The organism is Neptuniibacter sp. 1_MG-2023, assembly GCF_030547185.1.
Lineage (GTDB): Bacteria > Pseudomonadota > Gammaproteobacteria > Pseudomonadales > Balneatricaceae > Neptuniibacter.
In genome coordinates, this window is sequence record NZ_JAUOQR010000019.1 from 1 (window position 1) to 23,092 (window position 23,092).

Annotated in this window: 19 protein-coding genes; 6 read left to right on the forward strand and 13 right to left on the reverse strand. The window is 43.6% G+C overall.

Annotated features, from left to right (window positions below; genetic code table 11):
• Positions 1 to 74: 74 nt before the first annotated feature.
• From Q4492_RS15020 to Q4492_RS15030, 3 genes are all read right to left on the reverse strand, one after another.
• Positions 75 to 911 carry a DUF2971 domain-containing protein gene (locus Q4492_RS15020; protein ID WP_303419658.1) on the reverse strand — a complete coding sequence of 279 codons (837 nt, stop codon included), beginning with the start codon at positions 909 to 911 and terminating at the stop codon, positions 75 to 77.
• Between the two features lie 678 nt (positions 912 to 1,589).
• On the reverse strand, positions 1,590 to 2,462 hold the full coding sequence (locus Q4492_RS15025) for an endonuclease/exonuclease/phosphatase family protein (protein WP_303419660.1): 873 nt from the start codon (positions 2,460 to 2,462) through the stop codon (positions 1,590 to 1,592).
• A gap of 247 nt (positions 2,463 to 2,709) precedes the next feature.
• Complete coding sequence (locus Q4492_RS15030) at positions 2,710 to 3,990, reverse strand: DUF2254 domain-containing protein (protein WP_303419662.1); 1,281 nt, start codon at positions 3,988 to 3,990, stop codon at positions 2,710 to 2,712.
• Positions 3,991 to 4,720: 730 nt separating this feature from the next.
• On the opposite strand from Q4492_RS15030, the gene Q4492_RS15035 reads away from it, so the two are divergent.
• From Q4492_RS15035 to fadA, 4 genes are all read left to right on the forward strand, one after another.
• Positions 4,721 to 5,470, forward strand: coding sequence for an electron transfer flavoprotein subunit beta/FixA family protein (locus Q4492_RS15035; RefSeq protein ID WP_067865703.1), 750 nt, complete (start codon positions 4,721 to 4,723; stop codon positions 5,468 to 5,470).
• Positions 5,471 to 5,481: 11 nt separating this feature from the next.
• Complete coding sequence (locus tag Q4492_RS15040) at positions 5,482 to 6,411, forward strand: electron transfer flavoprotein subunit alpha/FixB family protein (RefSeq protein ID WP_303419664.1); 930 nt, start codon at positions 5,482 to 5,484, stop codon at positions 6,409 to 6,411.
• 73 nt (positions 6,412 to 6,484) lie between these two features.
• Positions 6,485 to 8,644 carry a fatty acid oxidation complex subunit alpha FadB gene (fadB, locus tag Q4492_RS15045; protein ID WP_067865708.1) on the forward strand — a complete coding sequence of 720 codons (2,160 nt, stop codon included), beginning with the start codon at positions 6,485 to 6,487 and terminating at the stop codon, positions 8,642 to 8,644.
• Between the two features lie 11 nt (positions 8,645 to 8,655).
• Positions 8,656 to 9,831, forward strand: a complete 1,176-nt coding sequence (gene fadA / locus Q4492_RS15050) for an acetyl-CoA C-acyltransferase FadA (RefSeq protein ID WP_067865711.1) — start codon at positions 8,656 to 8,658, stop codon at positions 9,829 to 9,831.
• 85 nt (positions 9,832 to 9,916) lie between these two features.
• Here fadA and Q4492_RS15055 read toward each other — a convergent pair whose 3' ends face one another.
• The 5 genes from Q4492_RS15055 to Q4492_RS15075 form a co-directional block, all read right to left on the reverse strand.
• A complete protein-coding gene (locus Q4492_RS15055) occupies positions 9,917 to 11,080 on the reverse strand; it encodes a PilT/PilU family type 4a pilus ATPase (protein ID WP_303419668.1) in 1,164 nt (387 codons plus the stop codon).
• Between the two features lie 97 nt (positions 11,081 to 11,177).
• Entirely contained in the window at positions 11,178 to 11,831 is a 654-nt protein-coding gene (locus tag Q4492_RS15060; RefSeq protein WP_303419669.1) for a YkgJ family cysteine cluster protein, read from the reverse strand.
• 50 nt (positions 11,832 to 11,881) lie between these two features.
• Positions 11,882 to 12,241, reverse strand: coding sequence for a hypothetical protein (locus Q4492_RS15065; protein WP_303419670.1), 360 nt, complete (start codon positions 12,239 to 12,241; stop codon positions 11,882 to 11,884).
• A 67-nt stretch (positions 12,242 to 12,308) separates the two neighbouring features.
• Positions 12,309 to 13,085: an alpha/beta fold hydrolase gene (locus Q4492_RS15070; protein ID WP_303419671.1), complete on the reverse strand. Its 777-nt coding sequence runs from the start codon at positions 13,083 to 13,085 to the stop codon at positions 12,309 to 12,311.
• Positions 13,086 to 13,110: 25 nt separating this feature from the next.
• Positions 13,111 to 13,719 (reverse strand): TetR/AcrR family transcriptional regulator, encoded by a 609-nt coding sequence (locus tag Q4492_RS15075; RefSeq protein WP_303419672.1) that lies wholly within the window; start codon positions 13,717 to 13,719, stop codon positions 13,111 to 13,113.
• A gap of 137 nt (positions 13,720 to 13,856) precedes the next feature.
• Here Q4492_RS15075 and Q4492_RS15080 point away from each other — a divergent pair, with 137 nt between their 5' ends.
• A complete protein-coding gene (locus Q4492_RS15080; protein WP_303419674.1) occupies positions 13,857 to 14,702 on the forward strand; it encodes a crotonase/enoyl-CoA hydratase family protein in 846 nt (281 codons plus the stop codon).
• Positions 14,703 to 14,734: 32 nt separating this feature from the next.
• On the forward strand, positions 14,735 to 16,759 hold the full coding sequence (locus Q4492_RS15085; RefSeq protein ID WP_303419676.1) for an NADPH-dependent 2,4-dienoyl-CoA reductase: 2,025 nt from the start codon (positions 14,735 to 14,737) through the stop codon (positions 16,757 to 16,759).
• Between the two features lie 42 nt (positions 16,760 to 16,801).
• On the opposite strand, the gene Q4492_RS15090 is transcribed toward Q4492_RS15085, so the two are convergent.
• The 5 genes from Q4492_RS15090 to Q4492_RS15110 form a co-directional block, all read right to left on the reverse strand.
• Positions 16,802 to 18,640 (reverse strand): HD domain-containing phosphohydrolase, encoded by a 1,839-nt coding sequence (locus Q4492_RS15090; RefSeq protein ID WP_303419678.1) that lies wholly within the window; start codon positions 18,638 to 18,640, stop codon positions 16,802 to 16,804.
• A 121-nt stretch (positions 18,641 to 18,761) separates the two neighbouring features.
• On the reverse strand, positions 18,762 to 19,295 hold the full coding sequence (locus Q4492_RS15095) for a hypothetical protein (RefSeq protein WP_303419680.1): 534 nt from the start codon (positions 19,293 to 19,295) through the stop codon (positions 18,762 to 18,764).
• Between the two features lie 143 nt (positions 19,296 to 19,438).
• A complete protein-coding gene (locus Q4492_RS15100; protein WP_303419682.1) occupies positions 19,439 to 20,029 on the reverse strand; it encodes a membrane integrity-associated transporter subunit PqiC in 591 nt (196 codons plus the stop codon).
• Positions 20,019 to 21,668: an intermembrane transport protein PqiB gene (gene pqiB, locus Q4492_RS15105; protein WP_303419683.1), complete on the reverse strand. Its 1,650-nt coding sequence runs from the start codon at positions 21,666 to 21,668 to the stop codon at positions 20,019 to 20,021. The genes Q4492_RS15100 and pqiB overlap by 11 nt, the downstream gene beginning before the upstream one ends.
• Before the next feature lie 51 nt (positions 21,669 to 21,719).
• Complete coding sequence (locus Q4492_RS15110; RefSeq protein WP_303419685.1) at positions 21,720 to 23,015, reverse strand: PqiA/YebS family transporter subunit; 1,296 nt, start codon at positions 23,013 to 23,015, stop codon at positions 21,720 to 21,722.
• Positions 23,016 to 23,092 lie beyond the last annotated feature (77 nt).

Sequence of the window (23,092 nt, forward strand, 5' to 3'; positions counted from 1 at the left end):
CAGTGAAACGCCCTGTGCGGATCCGCATGCAGGGTGTTGTGGGGGCTGAGGGTTAGAGACCCTCGGCTACCCGATTATATTTTGTTGATTTGAATTGCATATTCAGTCGTATTTTTGGCCATACTAACGCTAAAAATGTCACAGTTAGGTAATGTCTTCGAAACAACCGTAATCAATAATTCTTTTTGTTCCTCGGGCATTTTCTCACCAATATATACGCCAGTAATAGCCTCAGGAGAATAACTGAACAACCCAGTTTCGTTAGCAACAACACGTATTTCACATTCGTACCCCCATTGCTCGTGTTTGTACTGAATACTCTTCAAAAAATCTAACGTATCATCGCTTAGGCTATCTAAGAAACTTACAGAATGTGGCGTTTTTATATAATTAACTTTACACCACGCAAACTTTACCCCTGAATTAAGTTGTTGTAATGATTCGTAAAGCTTACGGTGATCGTATTTAATACAAAACCCTTTGAACTCATCTCCATAGTGTGACCACATGAGCATATTAGCCACTTGTGTCTGTAGGTTTCCAGGTATGTCCGAAGAGGTAGAAAATATACCGAGCTTCTCTTGGTATTCAATTAAGCTTCTCTCATGCTCAGAAATACTACTTTCAACGAAGTCCATAAATTCAACTGGGCTTGATAAGTACCGCTCCATTATTACTCGCTCCACTTGAGCTGGAGCTAAACCTGATTGTTTTTGAACAATACTTTTTCCTAGATCTATATATTGAGCGACTTTCTCTCCTTCATTTTTAGGAGCAACCACGTTCATGTACCCTTCAAATGGGTCATTTAAATTTTTCTTAGATGAAAACCAAATCTTACTTGAAGATATGGAGGATAAAGAATTGATACTCATCATCCGAAATTTATAAATATCTTTAGGCTCACTCATATAGTCTTCTAGAAATATAACATTTGTATATACGGGGGTCCGTGTATCTATCCACACCGCTATTGATTAAAAATAGATGTAATTATTTGAAAAGGAAGGAGAAACTAAAGAATTAAATCGAACTCTTCCGTGACAAAACGAGCATGCGCATTAACAATTGATATACGGGGGTCCGTGTATCTACCCATGCCAGACATCCATCTGTCTGATTTATAACTATTTTTAACTTAAGCATGGCTGCAATACAAGCATCATTTTGGATAAGAAGCGCTGTAAACCAGCATAAATAGTGTAAGGCTAAAAATATATTGTATATCCATACAAATATTGTAGAGAAACAATAGCTTTGCACGAAAAGGTAATTTTTAAATCCTAAACGATTTATAGGGTCAGGCTTAGGTGCGTCAGCCTTTCGCTTTTATTCTCATTGGGCAAAGGGTGAGCGCCTAAAGGGAGGTCTTGCTTGTTATTATATTATTTTTCTGTGTTTTCGTTGCTACGCTGTTAATAATAACCAGTACTCTGCTTTTAAATATCTAAAGTTATCGAACAAGATAGCTCACTTTTGTGGACAAATTGTTATTTTTTAACAAAAGGATAAGGCCTGAGCTTGAAGTGGCAGGTTCGTTAAATTAGGTATGGTATAGAAGGTATATTGTCGTTGGCTTCCCCTATTTATTATTCGCCTACTTGTGGAACATCCGTTGTGCTTGCTCCTTGGTTTTCGGTTATTTCTTTTGCCCAGTTGTGATCAGACGCATTAGAATCTAACCCCGCTTGGTCAGCCCCTACTGTAGGCGAGAGCGTTAATTTAGTTAGTAAAGCAAAATGATCAGAACCGATTGGCGGTAAACGCTTAATGGAGTTTAGGGTAAAGTGCTGGCTATGAAATAGATGATCTAAAGGCCAACGTAGAAAAGGAAAGTCCGCATGAAACGTGTTTAGCATACCGCGACCGACTCGCGGATCTAACAGACCGCTTATTTTACGGAATAGACGGGTTGTCGCAGACCAAGCCACGTCATTAAGATCCCCTGTTACGATGATAGGTTGATTACTTTTAGCAACACTTTTAGCCACAATGATTAATTCAGCATCCCGTTCTGCTGATTGTGGATTTTCGGTAGGGCTAGGAGGGGCAGGATGCATAAAGTGCATGCGGACTTTATCACCTGAGTCTAAAGTTAAGGTGGTGTGTATGGACGGAACCTCTTTCTCGACCAAGTAAGCTATTTCTTGGTTACTTAAGGGCAACCTTGAAAACACATGCATGCCGTAAAGGTTATCCAGTGGGCATTTTATGCTGTGCGGCATATCCGTTTCCACTACCTTGAGTTGATCTTCCCACCACTGATCAGACTCGAGTGTTACAAGCACATCGGGTTTATGCGTTTGAACTAACTGAATGAGCTTATCTACCTTTCGGTTAGGCGTTAGAACATTAGCCGTCATAATACTGATTTGCTTATCAGGGTTGCTCTCCTTAGTCTCTTTTACTTCATGGGGCCATAAACGTGTATAAGGTAATATCCACCATAACTGCCAGGCCAAGCAAAGTGCAGTTATTGAGATTACAAACCAGGTTAATGGGGATTGTTTATTAAAAAAAACAAAATTGGCTATCAATAAAACCGCTATAAAAATAGCAAATTGTAGGCGAGGAAAGTCCATTCCCCTGATGGCCCAGTGGGGGTGCCGTGAAAAGGGAAGTAGCGTCACTATACAGGCTAAGGTTGTAAAAAAAGTGAGTATAACTGTCATCTGTTAGGCCTGCTCTGTCTTAATCCATATCTGAATGTCACATCGACTTATCTTCGCGTGCGGCTTTTTTAATAGCGATTAAATCCTCTTCTATATCAAGTACATTACATGCCCGTTTCAGGGCTAAACGTCGGTGATATTGGGCCGCTTTTTTTATTTCCTTGTTGTTAAGGGACTCAAGAGAGGCCAGCGCTTTTTGTAAACGAATACATACCTCTATGATACCCGCACCATCGCGTGCTATAGCCGTAAAAGCATCATCGAACATATCCTGCAAGGCAACCTCTGGAACGGCTACGCGGTCATATTTAGGTTTGCTTTCTGGTTGCTCGGGTTGCTCGGGTTGATCAATGAGCGAAATTAAACGTACCAGCGACCCCGTTACCTTTATCGCTGTTCCTGGATCGTTGACGGCAGGAGATAAAGCACGCGCTGCAATTTCTGATAACGTGACTAAGCCAAACCGAGGATCATCTTCAAACGTACGGTCGTTGCCAATGTGGAATGATTTAATAAGGCCCGTGCAATCTACGTTGGACAACGCAGATGATGACATATGCACCGACGCTAGAGGTTTATCGGCTGTAGTGAGTGTTCCGGGTAATGCTGATACTACGATATGTGCATCAACACGTTGTGCCCAATCCTGAAGGGCAGCCATATCAATATGCTGCACATAACCAATCGTTGGTGAGAAAACATCTACTCCTTCGCTGGTAATATCTGATATTGATATGCCACCCAGCCTAGGTTTATCTCGTCGTCTAATAAAAGCGTTTTCCGTTGCCTTTTCAACTTTTTCAATGGTCGATCCCACCCGTCCCAGCCGCGCGATATTATCGACCCAGCGGACAAAAGTCAGAATCACTACTGCGAACACAATGGCGGTAAGCACAAAAAGGATGAATAAGCCGGCCTCGTTATAGAATGCATTTTTTACTGCAGTTAGAGCAACCACACTAAAAATAAATGCCCCAACAAAGGTTGAAAGAGCATTCTGGGATACGTCATCAGCAACCACTAAAGAGAAAGCGCGAGGGGTAGCGGAGCTGCTGGCAGCGGCGTATGCCGATACCATCGAACCCACCGAAAAGGTGGCGATTACCAACATGCTGGATGCGAGCAGTGAAAGTAAAGTTTCAACCGAATCTTGAGCAATAGAAGGCATTTGATTCGCCACAGCGGAGCCATCTATAAATTTCGCTGCAAAGACCGCTGCAATGGATAAAAAGCAGACCGCCAATGGGCGCACCCATAGCCTTTCACTAAAACGGTTGAATAGAAATCGGAGACGGTCTAACGAAATTAAAGAATTCATATGAGCCCTATGTTCAACGCATCAAATAATGGCAGTCCGATTGATTTTCTTAGTATACGCTACCATGAAAAGCGCTCGACTTTTATTCTTTGATCTACTGGATGGGTCAGCCTGACAGATACCTTGCTATAGACCATGTCTATATAGGTAGCGAAACGCTTAGTTTTGAAATAGGGCTACTTTTAAAGCATCTTCGATGCAGACGTTATGTGAAAAGTTAGGTACTTTTTTTGCTGTTTCTTCTCAGCTTATCGATGTGAATCTACTACAGTTTAACGAATACGAGTAATAAGGTTCTGACCTTCGTTGTTTGTAGTAGGCCGGCCTTTATGCTCGGAACGGGTGTCTGGCCGAGGGGTTAGTTTTATTGCGGGTTCGTTCCGGGGTTCTTTCGCCTGGGGGGCTGGGCTCCTACAAAAGGGGGTTCGGTTGAAAACGGCAATCTGGAAGTGGCTGCTTTCTTATGTTGCCTTTAATAGAGCCTGCTTGCCCTTAAATGACAGTTTGTAAGTTATTTGTGATCGTATTTGTTTGCAAAACATCTCCTCTGTAAGGCTTATTTAATGGGCTTTTGATGCCTAATGGTAATTTTTGTCAGTGAAGTCGCTGCTTTTTGTTATTGTTGAATTCGGCATAGGTACTAGTATTTAGCTATACCTAAACCTAAACCTTTACAGGGCGCATTTTTTAAAAAGCCCTGAAAGCCGAATAACAATGAGAAGAGGCGGTTATGAAAGTACTGGTTGCCGTAAAACGTGTAATTGACTACAACGTCAAAGTACGTGTTAAAGCCGATAATAGCGATGTTGATCTAGCTAATGTCAAAATGGCTTTAAATCCTTTCTGTGAAATAGCTATAGAAGAAGCCGTTCGTTTAAAAGAAGCCGGCGTGGCTGACGAAGTTGTTGTTGTCTCTATTGGTAGTAAAAGCTGCGAAGAACAGATTCGTACCGCATTAGCTTTAGGTGCTGACCGTGGTATTCGTGTTGATACTGAGGATGCGCCAGATTCTTTGTCTGTTGCTAAATTGTTAGCGAAGGTCGTGGAAAAAGAAGCGCCTGGTATGGTTATTTTGGGCAAGCAAGCGATTGACTCTGATAATAACCAAACGGGCCAAATGCTGGCAGCATTGCTGGATCGTCCGCAGGGTACCTTTGCGTCTAAGGTTGCCGTGGATGGTGACAAAGTACAGGTAACACGCGAGATCGATGGTGGTCTGCAAACGGTTGAATTACAGATGCCTGCGATTGTGACCACGGATCTTCGTCTTAATGAACCCCGTTATGCCTCCCTGCCTAATATTATGAAAGCTAAGCGCAAGCCTTTAGATCTACTGACCCCTGATGAGTTAGGTGTTGCTGTATCGAGCAATTTAACACTTTTAAGTGTTGAGCCGCCGGCAGAACGTCAAGCGGGTATCAAGGTGAGTTCAGTTGATGAGCTGGTGGAAAAATTACGCAACGAAGCAAAAGTGATATAGGGGTGAATGTTATGACCATTCTAGTCATTGCAGAACATGATAATAATGAATTAAAGCCAGTCACACTGAATACGCTAAGTGCTGCGCAAGCGATTGGTGGAGATATTCATCTTCTTGTTGCGGGTAGTGGTTGTCAGTCCGTTGCGGATGCAGCTGCTCAAATTCCGGCTGTTGCACAGGTATTGGTGGCTGATAATGACGCCTATGAGCATCAGCTTGCGGAGAATGTGAGTAAGTTGGTGCAGGGTTTAGCGGCGAGTTATAGCCATATTTTAGGGTCGTCCACAACAACAGCTAAGAACGTGCTGCCGCGTGTGGCTGCGTTGCTGGATGTTAATCAGCTTTCAGATGTTATGGCGATTGAGTCAGCGGATACATTTAAGCGTCCAATCTATGCGGGTAATGCGATAGCAACGGTTAAGTCTGCGGATGCAATTAAAGTGATGACGGTTCGTGGTACCGCATTTGACCCTGTTGAAGGGACGGGTGGTAGCGCAGAGGTTGTGAACTTATCAGACGTTTGTGATGCAGGAACCTCTCGTTTTGTTAATGAAGAGATTGCTGAGAGTGAACGCCCAGAGTTGACTGCCGCATCGATCGTTATTTCCGGTGGTCGTGGTATGGGTAATGGCGAAAACTTTGAGTTACTTAATAAGGTAGCGGATAAGTTAGGCGCTGCAGTTGGTGCCTCGCGAGCAGCGGTGGATGCAGGCTTTGTACCTAATGATATGCAGGTGGGTCAGACCGGGAAAATGGTTGCGCCGGATCTATATATCGCTGTCGGTATCTCTGGTGCTATTCAGCATCTAGCGGGTATGAAAGATTCAAAAATTATTGTCGCTATCAATAAAGATGAAGAAGCACCTATTTTTCAGGTGGCAGATTATGGCCTTGTGGCTGATCTGTTTGAGGCAGTGCCTGAACTTGAAGGCAAGCTTTAACGCTTTTACTTAATTTTAAACAGCTCTGGCGTAAACCGCAGGGCTTAATAATAAAAAATACGGAGCAACTTAGATGCTTTTCGAAGGGCAAGCGATTCAAGTAAAGTCGATTGAAGACGGAATCTACGATCTAGTGTTTGATCGTCAAGGCGATTCAATCAACAAACTCGATCAGAGTACATTAGCTGAATTACGCACGGCAATTGATACACTTTCAGGTGTTGATGGCCTACGTGGCGTGATTTTCTCCAGTGCCAAAGATAGTTTTATTGTCGGTGCTGATATCACGGAATTTATGGGCTTTTTCTCATCCGATGAAGATGAGTTGGTTCAAGGTTTGTTAGATATTCACGGTTTATTCAATCAGATTGAGGACCTGTCCGTTCCTACGGTTGCGGCGATCAATGGTTTAGCTCTAGGTGGCGGTTTTGAGCTTTGTTTAGCCACCGATTACCGTGTGCTGGGCGACAAGGCTAAGGTCGGTCTACCTGAAGTTAAATTGGGCATCTATCCAGGTTGGGGCGGTACTGTTCGTTTACCTCGCTTGATTGGTGTTGATAATGCTAATGAGTGGATCTGTGGCGGTAGTGAAAAACGTGCTAAGGCGGCGCTAACTGATGGTGCGGTAGATGCGGTTGTTGAAACTTCACGGGTTAAAGACGCTGCATTAGATCTATTGAAAGGCTGTATTGCAGGAAAATTTGATTATCAAGCGCGACGTGATGAGAAAATCAATCCTATCAAGTTAAATCAAATTGAACAGATGATGGCATTTGAGTCGGCTAAAGGTGTGATTGGTGCTAAGGCTGGTCCGCACTACCCAGCGCCAATGGCGGTACTAAAAACGATTCAAAAGCATGCCAACCTTCCACGAGATAAAGCCATAGAAATAGAAGCTAAAGGCTTTGTCAAAGTTGCTCAAACGGAAGTATGTGCGGCGCTTGTTGGTCTATTTATGAAAGACCAATATATCAAGAAAGTCAGCAAAGGTTTTGAAAGCAAAGCCGAGCCAGTGAAACAGGCAGCGGTGCTAGGCGCTGGTATTATGGGTGGTGGTGTTGCTTATCAATCGGCCTCTAAAGGCACGCCTATTTTGATGAAAGATATCAATGAGGCTGCTTTGCAGTTAGGTCTAGATGAAGCGACTAAACTGCTGAATAAGCAAGTCACTCGTGGCCGTATGGACACCACTAAAATGGCTCAAGTGCTTAACAGCATTAGACCAACCTTGAATTACGGTGATTTCTCTAACGTAGATCTTGTAGTTGAAGCGGTTGTAGAAAATCCAAATGTGAAGAAAGCGGTTTTGGCTGAAGTAGAAGGGCATCTACCTGAAGGAGCGGTATTGACCTCTAATACCTCAACGATCTCTATTACTGATCTAGCTACTGCGTTGAAAAAGCCTGAGAACTTCTGCGGTATGCACTTCTTTAACCCTGTTCATTTGATGCCTTTAGTTGAGGTTATCCGTGGAGAGAAAACCTCGGAAGAGGCAGTGGCACGCACAGTCGCTTATGCAAAAGCGATGGGTAAAACTCCTATTGTTGTTAATGACTGCCCAGGCTTCTTAGTTAACCGTATTCTTTTCCCATACTTTGGTGGTTTCAGCGCTTTAATTTCTGATGGTGCCGATTTCCAACAAGTAGATCGGGTGATGGAGCGTTTTGGTTGGCCAATGGGCCCTGCTTATCTGTTAGATGTTGTGGGTATAGATACGGCCCATCATGCCGATGCGGTTATGGCGGCAGGCTTCCCAGATCGTATGCAGCATGAAGGTGAAAATGCGATTGATCGCATGTTTAAGCTGGAACGTTTTGGCCAGAAAAATAACAAAGGTTTCTATCGCTATGAACTCGATAGAAAAGGTAAGCCTAAGAAGTTAGTAGATGATGAAGTGCCGGCGCTTTTAGCGGGTATTAGCTCTGAAACACGCGAGTTTAGTGATGAAGAGATCGTTGAACGTATGATGATTCCGCTTTGTATTGAAACGGTTCGTTGTTTGGAAGATGGCATAGTGGCAAGCCCAGCAGAAGCTGATATGGGACTTGTTTATGGTATAGGTTTCCCTCCTTTCCGAGGTGGCGCGCTTCATTACCTTGATCAGATCGGCTTAGCCGGTTTCTGTGAGATGGCTAAAAAATATGAAGCCTTAGGTCCGCTGTATCAGCCGACTGAAAAAATGAAACAGATGGCCGCCGCTGGCGATAAATACTTTTCTGAAGTTAAAGGTTAAGGGGTAAGACAATGAACTTGAAACCAAATGACGTAGTCATCGTTGACGGTGTGCGTACCCCAATGGGTAAGTCAAAAAATGGATCTTTCCGTAATGTACGTGCAGAGGCATTATCTGCAGCGATGATGACGGCACTTCTTGAGCGTAACGATGCATTAAATCCGGCTGATATCGAAGATGTGATGTGGGGTTGTGTTAACCAAACAAAAGAACAAGGTTTTAATATTGCGCGTAACGCGGCGGTATTAGCGGGTATTCCCCATACCGTTGCAGGGCAAACGATCAACCGTTTATGTGGTTCCTCTATGGCGGCGTTGCATGCGGTTGCTCAGAACATTATGACCGGTAATGGCGATGTCTTTATTGCTGGTGGTGTAGAGCATATGGGGCATGTCTCTATTATGCACGGCGTGGATATTAACCCTCAAATGTCTAAGCAAGTTGCCAAAGCGGCAATGATGATGGGCGTTACAGCAGAGATGCTGGGTAAAATGAACGGTATTAGCCGCGAGATGCAAGATGAATTTGCGGCGCGTTCACACCGTTTAGCCCATCAAGCTCATCTTGATGGTATGTGGGATAGCGAGATTGTGGCCGTCGAAGGACATGATGAGAATGGCTTTAAATCTCTACTTGAGGCTGATGAAGTTATTCGCCCAGAAACGACAGTAGAAACGTTGGCAGCGCTTAAACCTGTCTTTGTACCTAAAGTGGGTACAGTGACTGCGGGTACCTCCTCGGCTTTCTCTGATGGCGCATCAGCGATGTTGGTGATGTCAGCCGCTAAAGCTGAAGCCTTAGGACTTAAACCGCGGGCACGTATTGTTAGTATGGCCGTAGCCGGTTGTGATCCTTCAATTATGGGTTATGGCCCCGTACCGGCAACACAGAAAGCCTTGAAGCGTGCTGGTCTTACCATTGATGATATTGATTATGTTGAGTTGAACGAAGCGTTTGCGGCGCAAGGTTTGTCCGTTCTTAAAGGGTTGAAACTACTCGATAAGATGGAAGAGAAAGTAAACCTTAAAGGCGGCGCGATTGCGTTAGGGCATCCGTTAGGTTGTTCTGGTACGCGTATCACTAATACCTTAATGAATGTGCTTGAGCAACAAGACGGCACATTAGGCTTAGCGACTATGTGTATAGGTATGGGACAAGGTATCTCAACAGTAATTGAGCGTTTATAGGCTCAGACTTCATTCGTATATTTTCAACCCTGCTCTATAGCTTTGTTTGCCCCATCCATTGGATGGGGCTTTTTTCGTTGTTACTTTAGACCTCTTCGCCCTCATCTAGCAGTCTTATTCCTGCGAGCGGATTCTCTTCGTCAAATGTTTCGTCTTGTGGTGTGTCTTCTTTTTCATCATCACCTTCCTCAACAGCAAGGTTCATTTTTAAACGCATATCGTTTGCTGAGTCGGAGTTGAGCAGGGCCTGTTCTTCGGTGATTATCTCTTGTTTATAAAGCTTATAAAGTGAATCATCAAAGGTTTGCATCCCTGTAGCTTCAGAGGATGAGGACATCACCTCTTTAATCTCTTTGATATCACCCTTCATAATCAGTTCTTGGATCGTTGATGTGCCTAGCATCACTTCAATTGCGGCACAGCGTTTACCCTCTTTTGTGGGGATGAGGCGCTGGGAAATAATGGCTTTAAGGTTAAGCGCTAAGTCGTGAAATATCTGTTTATGACGCGCTTGAGGGAAGAAGTTAATAATACGATCTATCGCTTGGTTAGCATTGTTAGCATGCAGTGTTGATATAGCTAAATGGCCGGTTTCAGCATAAGTTAAACACTGTTCCATCGTCTCTTGGTCGCGAATCTCACCGATTAAGATAACATCCGGTGCTTGTCTGAGTGCGTTCTTCAGGGCGTTGTGAAAATTACGTGTGTCTACGCCCACTTCGCGTTGGTTGATCAACGATTTTCTATGGTTGTGAACAAACTCTATAGGGTCTTCAATGGTAATGATATGGCCGCCACTGTTACGGTTGCGGTGGTCTATCAAGGCGGCTAAAGATGTAGATTTACCTGAACCTGTAGCACCAACAAATAATACCAGCCCACGTTTTTCCATAATGATATCTTTAAGAACATTAGGCAGCCCTAAGTCACTCATTTTTGGAATGTCGGTTTTAATATTTCGGGCGACAATGGAGTATTGGTTTCGCTGGCGGAAAATATTGATACGGAAACGGCCCACTTTAGGAATGGAGTAGGCTAAGTTCATCTCTAGCTCATCTTCAAATACCGCTTGCTGTTGCTCATCCATTAATTCGCGTGCGATGAGTTCAACTTCACCCGGTTTATAAGCTTCTTTACTCAGAGGAGTCAGCTTACCTTCGAACTTTGCACAAGGTGGTGCTCCAGTGGTTAAGTAGAGATCTGATCCGTCTCGTTTGGACAAAATCGTAAGGTAGTCCTGAAACTGCATAATCTGCGCATCCTTTGAACAGCGAGTGTTTAATCAAAATATATAGGGCAGTGTAGTGTAAAGATCGCTGCTCGTCATGGGGAGGGACTAGTAAAAATTATAACGCAGCTAATATGGAAGGGGTGAATGCAAGCTGTTGATCTGAATCGGTTAATCTTTTCTGATCAGCCAATAGGGCGGTATTTGCGGCTTGATAAATACGAGATTTCACCGGATGTTGATCAATATTTCGGCCATCTTTGACGGATTTTTCGCAGTTCTGGGCATCGGGTGAGCTAAACCAGCGACAGGCCAAGGGACGTTTAGAATAGATAGAACATGCATTATTTTCATCAAGAAAAGGACAAGCCGCGCGGTATAGGGGTGGTTGCCGTGATGCGATATCGTCTATGAGTTTGGCTTTTAGTTGTTGAATCTTATCGTCGCTAAAGTGGTGATGAATATAATCGACAATATCATTGACTACTTGCTGTGATGTTTGAATAGGGAAGTAGCAGCAGTGATGGCAGCCTTTATGGCAAGCGATCGTCTGATTAGTAGGGAAGCTTTTTTCAAAAGCGATTTCGGCGTCAGCAATATATTGTAGGGTGAGGTCCACTTTATCTGATGGGTTTTCAAGCGGTTCAATGACCGAATAGATCTGCGTGCCTAAGTGCGTAAATAGGGCTTCATACTCATGGCTTGCGTCACGAATCTTTTCCGCAACAATAGCAACATCAGCAGTAGAGAAGAATGTTTTTTGTTCAGACATAAGCGATCAGCATTATCGTTTTTAGATAATTATACGCTATTGAGGTTGTTCTAGGGGAGTTCTACTCGGAACTCTTTCTCGCCTAAGCCATGTACTGAATCGTAACTGCGAATAATGACTGATTTAATTCCAGCAGGGATCTTTACGTTAGACAGGCTGCGTGTAAATGGTTGCTCATTTACGTGAGGGTGGTGGAGTATCCGAGTACCATAAACTTCACCTTTATCGCCCACAACTTCCCATTTGTTTGCATAATGATCCCAGCCCGTATCAGCATGTTTTATTGTGACAGAGAAATTGTAATTTCCTCCTGTTTTTCGCACGTCTACATGGGTAACTTCACTGCTGTTGGCTACGGCATAGCTGGTACTAAATATCATGAGCAGGGTAGTGATAAAAATCGTTTTCATCTTAGTTGACTCCATATTTTTACGTGTAGGGCTGGGCTTGTTCGCTGTTTTAGGGCGAAAAATAACCTTAACAGCACTGATCCTTTAATACCTTATTTAATAGGTTGGCTGTTCCTTCTGGGTCTTCAAATGGGAAAAGGTGCCCTCCTTCAAAACTGATTAGCGCCATATTTGGGAACTTTCGTTGCCACCATTTTCGATCGCTTGTTTCGAAAAGGTCACTGTTGGCGCCATAAATAACAGTGCCTTTGACCTGTCTTAAAGATTTAGGTGCATCAAGTAGTACATTACGGAAAATGTCAGCTTCTACTTCAGGGGATATATTTAGCTCTACACCTTGATCTGTATCGACTAAACCGTATTCAATATAGTCATCAAAGCAGCGTGGGTGAAACTTTTTAAACAGTGCTTTATTGCTAAAATACAGCTTTGCGGCTGGCCTGTCTTTAAAGTAGGTTCGGCGTTTTTTGGCGCGTGCTGCGGGGGTTATCTTATCGATAAAACCCAGTTTTTTTGCTAGTTTTAACGCATAGCGTTTACGTTTACTGAAAAGAACAGGGTCCAGTAAAATAACATGTTTGAAAAGATCAGGACGTAGTGAGGCGGCAATGAGTGTCACAATCGCACCTGCAGAATGGCCCATACCTACGACCGCTTCCTTATGATTTTTTTCAATATCTGCAATAAGTTCTGCTGCGTAATTTTTCAGATCATTATCAAGCGGATAGTCGCCATGTCCCATCTTTTCAACATAATTGATGGGGTAGTCGGGGAGTAAGCTAAATAGATAATTGTAGCTACTACCGGGGAAACCATTGGCGTGACTAAATTGAATCTGTGTCATTAAGTGTATGTCTATCTGTATATGATTAGCTGGTTTTTTTTATCAGTATCTCTACTGTTGTTTTGGCGATTTCATCTACATCATCTTGATTGATGTACACGCCGTCATTAAAGAGTCGACATAATCCGTGTAAAGCAGCCCAACTTGATTGAGCTATTCGCAAAGGAGGATGGTTTGACTCGAAAACCCCTTCTGCTTGCAGAACGGTGATCCATTCTAGCCAGAGTTTAAAACAGTTTTTTGAGATCGCTTTTAATGATTCTGTTGGTTGCCCTGCTTTCCATATATCGCGTCCATACATCAAGTCGTAGGTTTCACTGTTTTCATTCGCAAAACGTATATAGGTGAGTACGTACTCTTCAAAAAGTTCAGCGGCAGGTAAATCTGTTTTTTGTGTTGATATAGCTCTAACAATTTGATCTTGCTGATAAAATCCTTGTTCCGCTATAGCGCAGAGCAGCTCGTTTTTATCTTTAAAGTGATGATAGGGGGCTGTTCTGGATACGCCCACTTTATCCGCTAATTTGCGAATAGATAGATTATCTACACCGCCATCTGCGATTAGATTTGTAGCGGCACTTAATAATTTCTCTCTTAAATCACCGTGGTGATAGGGCTTTTTTGTCTCAGTCATGGGGGCAATTTATCAATCAATCTTGACAGTGTCAAAATTGATTACTATCTTAGTGAACTAGACAGTGTCTAGATTATGCTTTTAATGTGAGTGCAATCAGGCAATAAACCGTTTAATTAAACAGAAATGGATATCCCATGAGTTACGAAACCTTCACGTTGAGTGTTGAGAATCATATAGCACAGATAAAGCTTAATAGGCCGGAAGCATATAACTCCATGAACCGAGCATTTTGGTCGGAGTTTCCTCAGGCTGTTCAGGCATTAGATGCTGAAGGTGAAGCCCGAGTTCTGATTATTTCGTCTACAGGCAAACATTTTTGTGCGGGAATGGATCTAGAGGTTTTTACCCAGCCTGATCCGCAGATGTTTAATGGCGAAGCGGGTCGTAGAGCTGAAGCGATGAGGCGTTTGGTGACTCAACTGCAGCAGTGTTTTTCTGTATTGGAAGAGATTCGAATCCCTGTGTTATGCGCTATTCAAGGTGGTTGCATAGGGGGGGCACTCGACCTCGTTTGTGCTGCCGATATGCGTTATTGCACAGAAGATGCGTTTTTTACGATTAAAGAGACTGAATTAGGGATGACGGCAGATTTAGGTACATTACAACGCCTGCCTCAGCTAATCGCACCTGGTTTAGCCCGAGAACTGGCTTATACCGCAAGAAAAATGAAAGCGGATGAAGCTAAATCCGCAGGCCTAGTCAATTGTGTTTATCCTGATGAGAAGAGGATGTTAGAAGGAGTTAACAGGATTGCTGAAGAGATTGCGTTACGCTCTCCACTAGCTGTTACCGGTTGTAAGCAGATGATCAACTACGCCCGTGATCACAGTTTGGCCGATAGCTTAAGCTATATGGCTACATGGCAAGCAGGTATGTTTCAGCCAGCGGATATGATGCAAACCTTTAGCGCGAAAATGTCGGGTAAGCCACCTGAGTTTGAGCCCCTAAGAAAAATAACACCGCCATTACATAAAGCATAACAACAATAAAATAGATAAATGAGAGCTTAGTTATGAGTCATACCCAATACCCCCACCTGTTTCAGCCGTTAGATTTAGGTTTTACCACGTTAAAAAATAGAATTCTGATGGGTTCCATGCACTTAGGCCTAGAAGAGGCCCCTAATGGTTTCCAGCGTATGGCTGTTTTTTATGCAGAGCGAGCTCGCGGAGGTGTTGCATTGATTGTGACGGGCGGTATTGGGCCTAATAAAGAGGGGGCAGTACATGGACATGCTGCTCAAATGGCGAATGCTGAAGATGTCGACCATCATAAAATTGTTACTGAGGCTGTTCATGATGCAGGCGGTAAGATTTGTATGCAGATATTGCATACAGGTCGTTATGCTTATAACCCTCAGCCTGTTGCGCCTTCTGCATTGCAGGCACCTATCAATCCTTTTCCGCCGAAAGAGTTATCAGAAGAGGATATTGAAAAGCAGCTCAATGATTTTGTTCGATGCGCCACCCTTGCTAAAGAGGCGGGATATGATGGTGTTGAGATTATGGGGTCTGAAGGCTATCTATTAAATCAGTTTATCGCGAGTCGCACTAATAAACGTGAGGATAGTTGGGGCGGCGATTATGAGCATAGAATTCGCTTTCCGTTAGAGGTCGTGCGTCGTGTACGTGAAGCGGTAGGCAGTGATTTTATTATTATCTACCGCCTATCGATGTTAGATCTTGTGGAAGGGGGCAGTAGTTTTGATGAGATTGTGCAGTTAGGAAAAGCAGTCGAAGATGCCGGTGCAACTATTATTAATACAGGTATAGGTTGGCATGAGGCGCGTATTCCTACCATTGCGACTAAAGTGCCTCGAGCTGCTTTTACATGGGCCTCAGCTAAAGTGCGTGCTGCACTGAGTGTGCCTGTGATTACGTCCAACCGTATCAATATGCCCGACGTTGCTGAATCGGTTTTAGCCCGTGGTGATGCGGATATGGTGTCTATGGCACGGCCATTTTTAGCGGATCCCGATTTTGTACGTAAAGCTGAACAGAATCAGGCAGATCAGATCAATACCTGTATAGGTTGTAACCAAGCTTGTTTGGATCATATTTTTGCGGGCAAATTAACGAGTTGCTTAGTCAATCCTCGGGCGTGCCATGAGACTGAATTGTTGATCGCACCGGCGACCCATAGTAAGAAAATAGCGGTGGTGGGTGCAGGCCCTGCTGGTTTAGCATTTTCTACAACGGCGGCTAAGCGAGGCCATCAAGTAACCCTGTTTGATGCAGCTTCTGAAATAGGTGGCCAATTTAATATAGCTAAGCGGATTCCGGGTAAAGAGGAATTTTATGAAACATTGAGGTACTTCTCTAAACAGGTTGAACTGACCGGTGTTGAGTTAAAATTGAATACCTTGGTTAACGCTGAAATGCTTGAGGAGCAAGGATTTGATGAGGTTGTGCTGGCAACAGGGATCTCACCTCGTACACCTGATATTGAAGGGATAGAGCACCGGAAAGTATTGAACTATCTTGATGTGATGTCAGGTGCTGAGGTTGGGCAAAAGGTTGCGGTGATTGGTGCTGGCGGTATTGGGTTTGATATTTCTGAGTATCTTATTCATCAGGGTGAATCTACGAGTTTAAATATCCCCGCGTTTATGCAGGAATGGGGCGTAGATATGACGATGGATGCCCGTGGAGGTGTAGAAAAGATGACCCCAGTTTTTGAACCTGCCGCTAGAGAGGTTTATCTCTTACAGCGTAAAAAATCTAAAGTGGGTGCGCAGCTTGGTAAAACAACCGGTTGGATTCATCGCGCAGATTTAGCTAAGAAAGGCGTTAATATGCTAAATAACTGTGAATACCTGAAAATTGATGATGAGGGTCTGCATCTTCTTGTTAATGGTGAGCCGCAAACTCTTGCTGTTGATAATGTGATTGTCTGTGCAGGGCAGGAGCCTCGCCGTGAATTGGTTGAACAGATTAAAAATGTAGCTGTTCACTTGATTGGTGGTGCGGATGTGGCATCTGAACTGGATGCTAAACGGGCGATTGATCAAGGTACCCGATTAGCGGCTGATATTTAATCTATAGCTAGAGAGTAAAACCACAGAGGGGCTCTGTGGTTTTTACACATGTTTTAGGCGTTCATAGATCTCTAAAATTTTCGGTAGGGCGCGATGAAAAGCTTTAATGATCTCAGGATCAAAGTGCTTGCCTGATTCTTCATCAAAGAGTTTAAGTGCCTTTTCGACCGGCCAAGCTTCTTTATAAGGGCGTTTTGATGTTAAAGCATCAAACACATCGGCAACGGCAACAATACGTGCTGAAAGAGGGATCTCCTTCTCTTTCCAGCCGTGTGGATAACCGCTGCCATCCCATTTTTCATGGTGCCCTTCAGCAATTTCGATGCCGGTGGCGAACATGCTGTGTCCACTGGCATTAAGTTGCTCTTCACAGCGCTTCAATACTTCTCCGCCGATGGCTGGGTGAAACTCCATATCATGACGCTCTTCGCTTGTTAGCCTACCTGGTTTCAGTAGGATGCTATCCGCGATCCCTACTTTTCCAATGTCATGCATAGGGGAGAAGCGCAGAATGTCACGTATGTAGCGATTATCAATCAGATATTCGTAAGGGCTGTCATGGCTAAGCTCTTCAGCGAGAATCATTGAGTACTGAGACATTCGGGCGAGATGGTCGCCTGTTTCTGGATCTCGACTTTCGGCAAGCTTTGATAAACCACTAACAGCCGAGATAACTAAACTCTCTACTAACTCTGTTTTCTCAAATGCGTGTTGTAGTTGCCCCCCCGCGTTTTTTAATAGTCGAAGATGTTTTTCATTAAAGGCTGAAGGGACAGTACTAGCAAAGACTAAAATAGAACCACTTTGATTGTTAAATGGAAAAAATAGCGCGGAGTTAATCCCTGCATTGTGCAGATATTTAGCAAGCTCTGAGTGTTGCTCATCCCAATCTTGATCTTCCTGCCAAAGAAGGGGTTCAGAAAGGTCAAATAGGCTACAGAGCTCACATACTTGCTTTGAGTAGTGACTGTTTTCTTTTAACTGCAGATTCTTGTCGCTATGAACTCTTTCTAATAGAAGGGATTGGCCGTCGTTACTATCACGTATAAGGCATAGAGCATCAATCGGAAGACGCTGCTGATACTCTTCATAGACAAAGCATAAGGCGCTATCAACGCTGGTTGCTTGGTTAACATTGCGTGTCAGATTAAATGTTGTATTAAGGTTGAGGGCTAAGTCGTCTATGGCTGAATAGATGGTGCCCATCTCATTTCTGCTGTCGATCGTTTCATCTAACACGGTCTTACCTTGGGCAAGATGTTGGAGACGAGACAAAATGGTTTGTAGCGGACGACTAAACAGTCGATTTAGTGCGAAGAGGGTTGATAGGCCTACGAGCAAAGAGAGAGTAAAAAGGGCGATATTTATCTGTCTTTGTGTTTTTAATTGTTGGTCCAGCATCGTTTTAATGCGTTGATCTATCTGTCCAGATAATGCATTAAGCTCTTGTTGATGGGCGACGACCCAGTGTGCAACCGATTCTAATTTAGGTTCTGCTAGATCCCCTCGAACAGTGTGTATTTCTTGGGAGTAGATTTTCCATTGCTGTTGGAGATCGGGTAGGTCTGTTAGCGTTGATAGAGTGTTATCTAGTTTTAAGATGATGTTGTTTAAATCTTGTCCATACATCCCTAAATCGCGGAAGTATGTCTCCCAGTCCCTAGGAGCCGCTTCTGCATATTGGCTGCTGCGACTTATCAAAGAGCTAAAAAGCTGCTGCGTTGTACCGGAGCTTTGCAATGTATCGTAATCATGGCGACGCTGATTCTCACTATAAAATGAAAACAGAGTATTAATAAGTAATACGCCGATTAACAGAACGATAACAACGGTAATTTGAAAGCGAAGGGAGTGATAAATAGAGGTTGGTGCTATTTTCATCAAGTGCTTCCTGACCCGTTAAATGCTGTTAGATGCTGATTGGAGTGTATTGGAAGTGGAAAGTTTCGATCTAATAGAAAAAAGCCTGAACAAAACAGCCCTTTTCGTTAACTTATAGGGTTTAAGCAACGGTTTCGATTAATTGGGGAAACTCTGTGCCAGGATCGTTTGCAATCTGTTCCGCGAGTCGGCTTTGTAAACGCTGTTGCAGCTCTTGTGTTTGTTGCTCGTTAGAATCAAGGGGTTGTTCCGCGTTTTGTTGAGCTAATGAGACTGTGGCTTGCTCCGTCTGCTCTGGGCGATTGCGCAAGCTCTCTTGTAGATCCAGTGCTGTTTGGATGTCGATGCCTTGAAATAATGCTGAATCAGCGCCAGTTTGTTCAGCCAGAAAGTTTTCTATCTGTTGTTGCTGAACCGCAGGGTCTGTCTGTTCTACCGTATTATCTACACGATTTGTACGCGTCTCGGATGGATTGTTAACGTCTGGAATTTGGCTGGTGGCGGGTAGATCACGGTTTCTCTCAGCAGCGCCTGTTGAGGCGTTCGCGAGTGAGTCATTCACTGATGATGGAGCTGGCGGCTGATTGGCTGAATTACCTGCTCTTTGTGCAGATAATGTCGTTGAAAGGCCTGTTGAGAGAATACTATTTTCCATAAAGCGAACCAAAAGTTATTTAAATTGTGGATATAAATATATGTTTTTACTGCAGGTCGCTTTATGTAACGCAAGCCCTAAGCAAGTATAGACTATTTTTTGTCTATGAAGTTCATGCTTTATTTAGATCAACTTTAATGAATCTATTCATTTAGTTGGTTGGTAATTTGTTGCGCTTGATCTTCAGCTAGTTGGGATAATAGCTGCCGTAGCTGAGATACAAGTGCGGCATAGCCGGGCTCCTCTAAAGGTGCCGAGAGATTAAAGCGTGCACTAATAAGTACTTTGCCTTGTTTAGCTAATTGCCAATAACCACTAAAAGTGGCGAGTCCATTTTCAGTACCATGGAATTGGTCCACATGGGTCGAAAGGCTGTATTGCCAATCGGAGCTTCGCCCAAATTGGCCATTGTCGATACGACTATGGCTGAGCTTTTTATTGAGTTCGCCATGTAACACACGGGTGATCGCTAAGTTAGGTTGCTCAGCCCAAAGGTGATGGTTAGCAATTTTTAATTGGCTTTCAGTGGTTTGTATCGCGATACCCGCATTATTCAGATAGGCAGCCACCGTTACAGGCTTGAGGCCTATGACGTGTTTAGTATCTACTTTTTGAATTGCGGCACTGTCACTACTGAGTAGATAAAACTGGTTTTCATCGCGGCTTGTTTGTTGCGCACAACCACTGAGTAATAAAAACGAGATAGCTAACGCCATTACGCCTCTAGTCGGCATTTTTACCTCCAGGAATAAGGTCTGGGCCTTTTTGAGCATCAAAAATAAGTGCATTAGGTTTTTCATCTAAAGTTTTTATCACCGGTTGTAGCTGTTTTAAGGTTTGTTGCAATGTTTGTAGTGTGTTGTGTATCTCTAAATATAGCTGACTGTCGGGGGTTAGTCCTTGAGCTGCTTGGCGTATCTCTTTTAAGGTGGCGGTTAGCTCTTCAGGTAGCGCTTTTGTTTCTTTGCTTTTCACTAAGCTTTCGATCTGTCCCAGCGTATGGTCGAGTTGGGTAATTGCTTTGTCGCTAGAGCTCAGTGTGTTTTCTAACTGATCAAGAACGGGTTCCACTTTTAATTGCTCTATTTTGCTTAACACGGCAATTAACTTGTTTTCTAACTGTACAAAACCACCCGACGCTGTAGGGATGACGGAATAGTCATCGACTTTGGTTAGTGTTTTATGGGGAGAGTCTGGGTAGAGGTCTAAGTCGACAAATAAGCTACCTGTGACAAGGTTGCCTGATTTAAGGCTTGCTCGCATACCGCGCTCCACCCAGTTACTAAGTTTGGAATGCACTTCGGCTAATATGCGCTCTTCATCTTTATAACCTAAACGTCCAGGTTCGAGCCTGATCACTACAGGTATACGTGAATCGGTAATCTCTGAAAGGTGGGCGATTTGAAAGGAGATATTTTCTACGGTGCCTACGCGAACACCACGAAATTCAACAGGTGCTCCGGCAACCAGTCCACGTACCGACTGGTCGAAGAGCAACAGATACTCATTATAGTACGCATAAGGGCGTTCTTTGACGCTATTAAAATCTGCATAAAGGCGGAAGCGGTCGCCATCTTGTGCTGTGCGTCCTTGTTGTTCGCCTTCTAATAAATCGAAAGTGATGCCGCCACTAAAAAGGGTGTCGAAAGTTCCCGTTTGAACATTAACACCGTTCGCTGAGAGGTTTAGGTTAATACCACTCATATTCCAAAAGCGGCTATCTGTACTGACGAGCTGATCATATGGGGCTTGAATAAAAATCCCATAAACCGCTTCTTTTGCTTGGGCATCAAAGTTAACCCGTTCAATTCTACCAACGGAAAAGCCACGATAAAGTACAGTGTCACCCACACTTAATGAGTGAGCATTATCACTAATAAGTTCTAAACGTAAGCCGGGTTCTGTTGTGGAAGCTACTGGGGGCTCTTCTAAACCAATATATCGGTTAGAGGGTTTGCCTTTTTCACCCGGTGCCATTTCGATGTAAGCACCAGATAGAAGGGTGCCTAAACCACTCACGCCACCTGTACCTACACGGGGTCTGACAACCCAAAATTTTGTATCTTTAAGTAAAAGCGCCTCTGCTTCAGGGTCGATTCGTGCTTGTACAAGGACATTATTATTGGGGTAGTTGAGTTTGACTGATTCTACTTTCCCGACCTCAACATTGCGGACTTTAATTTTTGTTTTTCCGGCTTCAATACCATCGGCAGTTATAAAGCTAATATTAACTAACTGCCCCCTATGCGCCCAATCGTTATAAACCATCCAACCACCTATAAACAAGGCAATGAAAGGTAGTAGCCAAATGCTGGAAACTGAACGTTTAGCACTGATTAGTGGTTGTGCTGAAGAGTGATCTGTTGCTGTCATAAGTATCAGTTATCTTGTTGGCTAAGTGTTTGATGATTAAACATATGAGGCCTAGTTTATCTCATCTAATAGGTCATTTAATGGCTCTTGGCCACTCTTAATAATGTGTAACTCATCTTTATCCAGATTATCCCATATTAAGCGAGGGTCAAAGTTTATAGCCGATAACATAGTGAGAATAACGACTCCGGCGAAAGCGGTTACGGCGATACCAGGTAATATACTGGCTAACCCGCCGAGTTGTACTAACGCGACTAAAACGGCGACGACAAATACATCAATCATTGACCAGCGCCCAATAAGTTCAGTCATTCTATACATCCATATACGTTCGCTTACGCGATTTTGATGGCCCGCTTGTACGCTAAGTGCGAGCCAGAACAGCGCTAGCATTTTTACTATAGGTATCAAAATACTGGCGATAAAGACAATAAGGGCAATGGGGTAAGAGCCGTGTTGCCATAAGAGGACTACACCACCCAATATGGTACTGGGTTCGTCAGCACCTAATAAGCGAGTGTGCATAATTGGGTAAATATTTGCTGGGATGTATAGCAAGGCTCCCGTGATTAAAAAAGCCCAGGTTTTTTGTAGGCTAGCGGGGATTCTTGGGTGTAACGAGCTGGAACAGCGTTGGCAGTTGTGTGCATCCAAATGGTGGATCAAACCACAGCAGTGGCAGCTTTGTAATTGCTGTTGCATTGCCCCACCATAATTGTGCTTAGGAGGAGTTCTTTGTATAGAGGAGGCCTTATCTAGGCTATGCCATAGTTGTAATCGATCTATACAGGTAATTGTTGCGATTAGGCAAAGTGCGAAGAGTACATAGGCCCAAAAAGACATACCGATCACAAGGTCAGCCATACCTGATATTTTAACAAGGCTAACTAAAACACCGATTAAAAATACTTCAGCCATTGCCCAAGGGTGGAGGGTAAATATAAGTCGAGCAAGTGTGTAGCTCCAAGGGTAAGCGGTATTTTTACGTAAGGGGATGAGGATCAATAGATATGCACAAAGCAGTAAAGAGGGAACGATTAAAATGAATACGCTTAATAGTAATGCAAGGAGAGGAAAGCCTAGTATGAGTAAGTCATAACCACTTTGAATTAAGGAAACCTGTTGTTCACGGCCTTGCGATTGGAAGGCCATAAAAGGAAACGGTAGTGATAGTAGTAAAAAAAGTAGTGCGCTTGCTGCGAATGCTGTTGCCTTATTGTAGGCATTGGCCGTTTGTGAAGATAATAGGTGGCCGCATCGAGGACAGTGCGCTTTACAGCCCGGTTTGAGCGTCGACACCTCAACAATTAGATCGCAGCAGTGGCAAGCTACATTTTCAGAAGACATGGTTCTCAATGGACATTTTATCTGGCCTTTATATTGCTGCTGTTTTGCGTGAGATAGATCAATTTTAAGCTCACTAA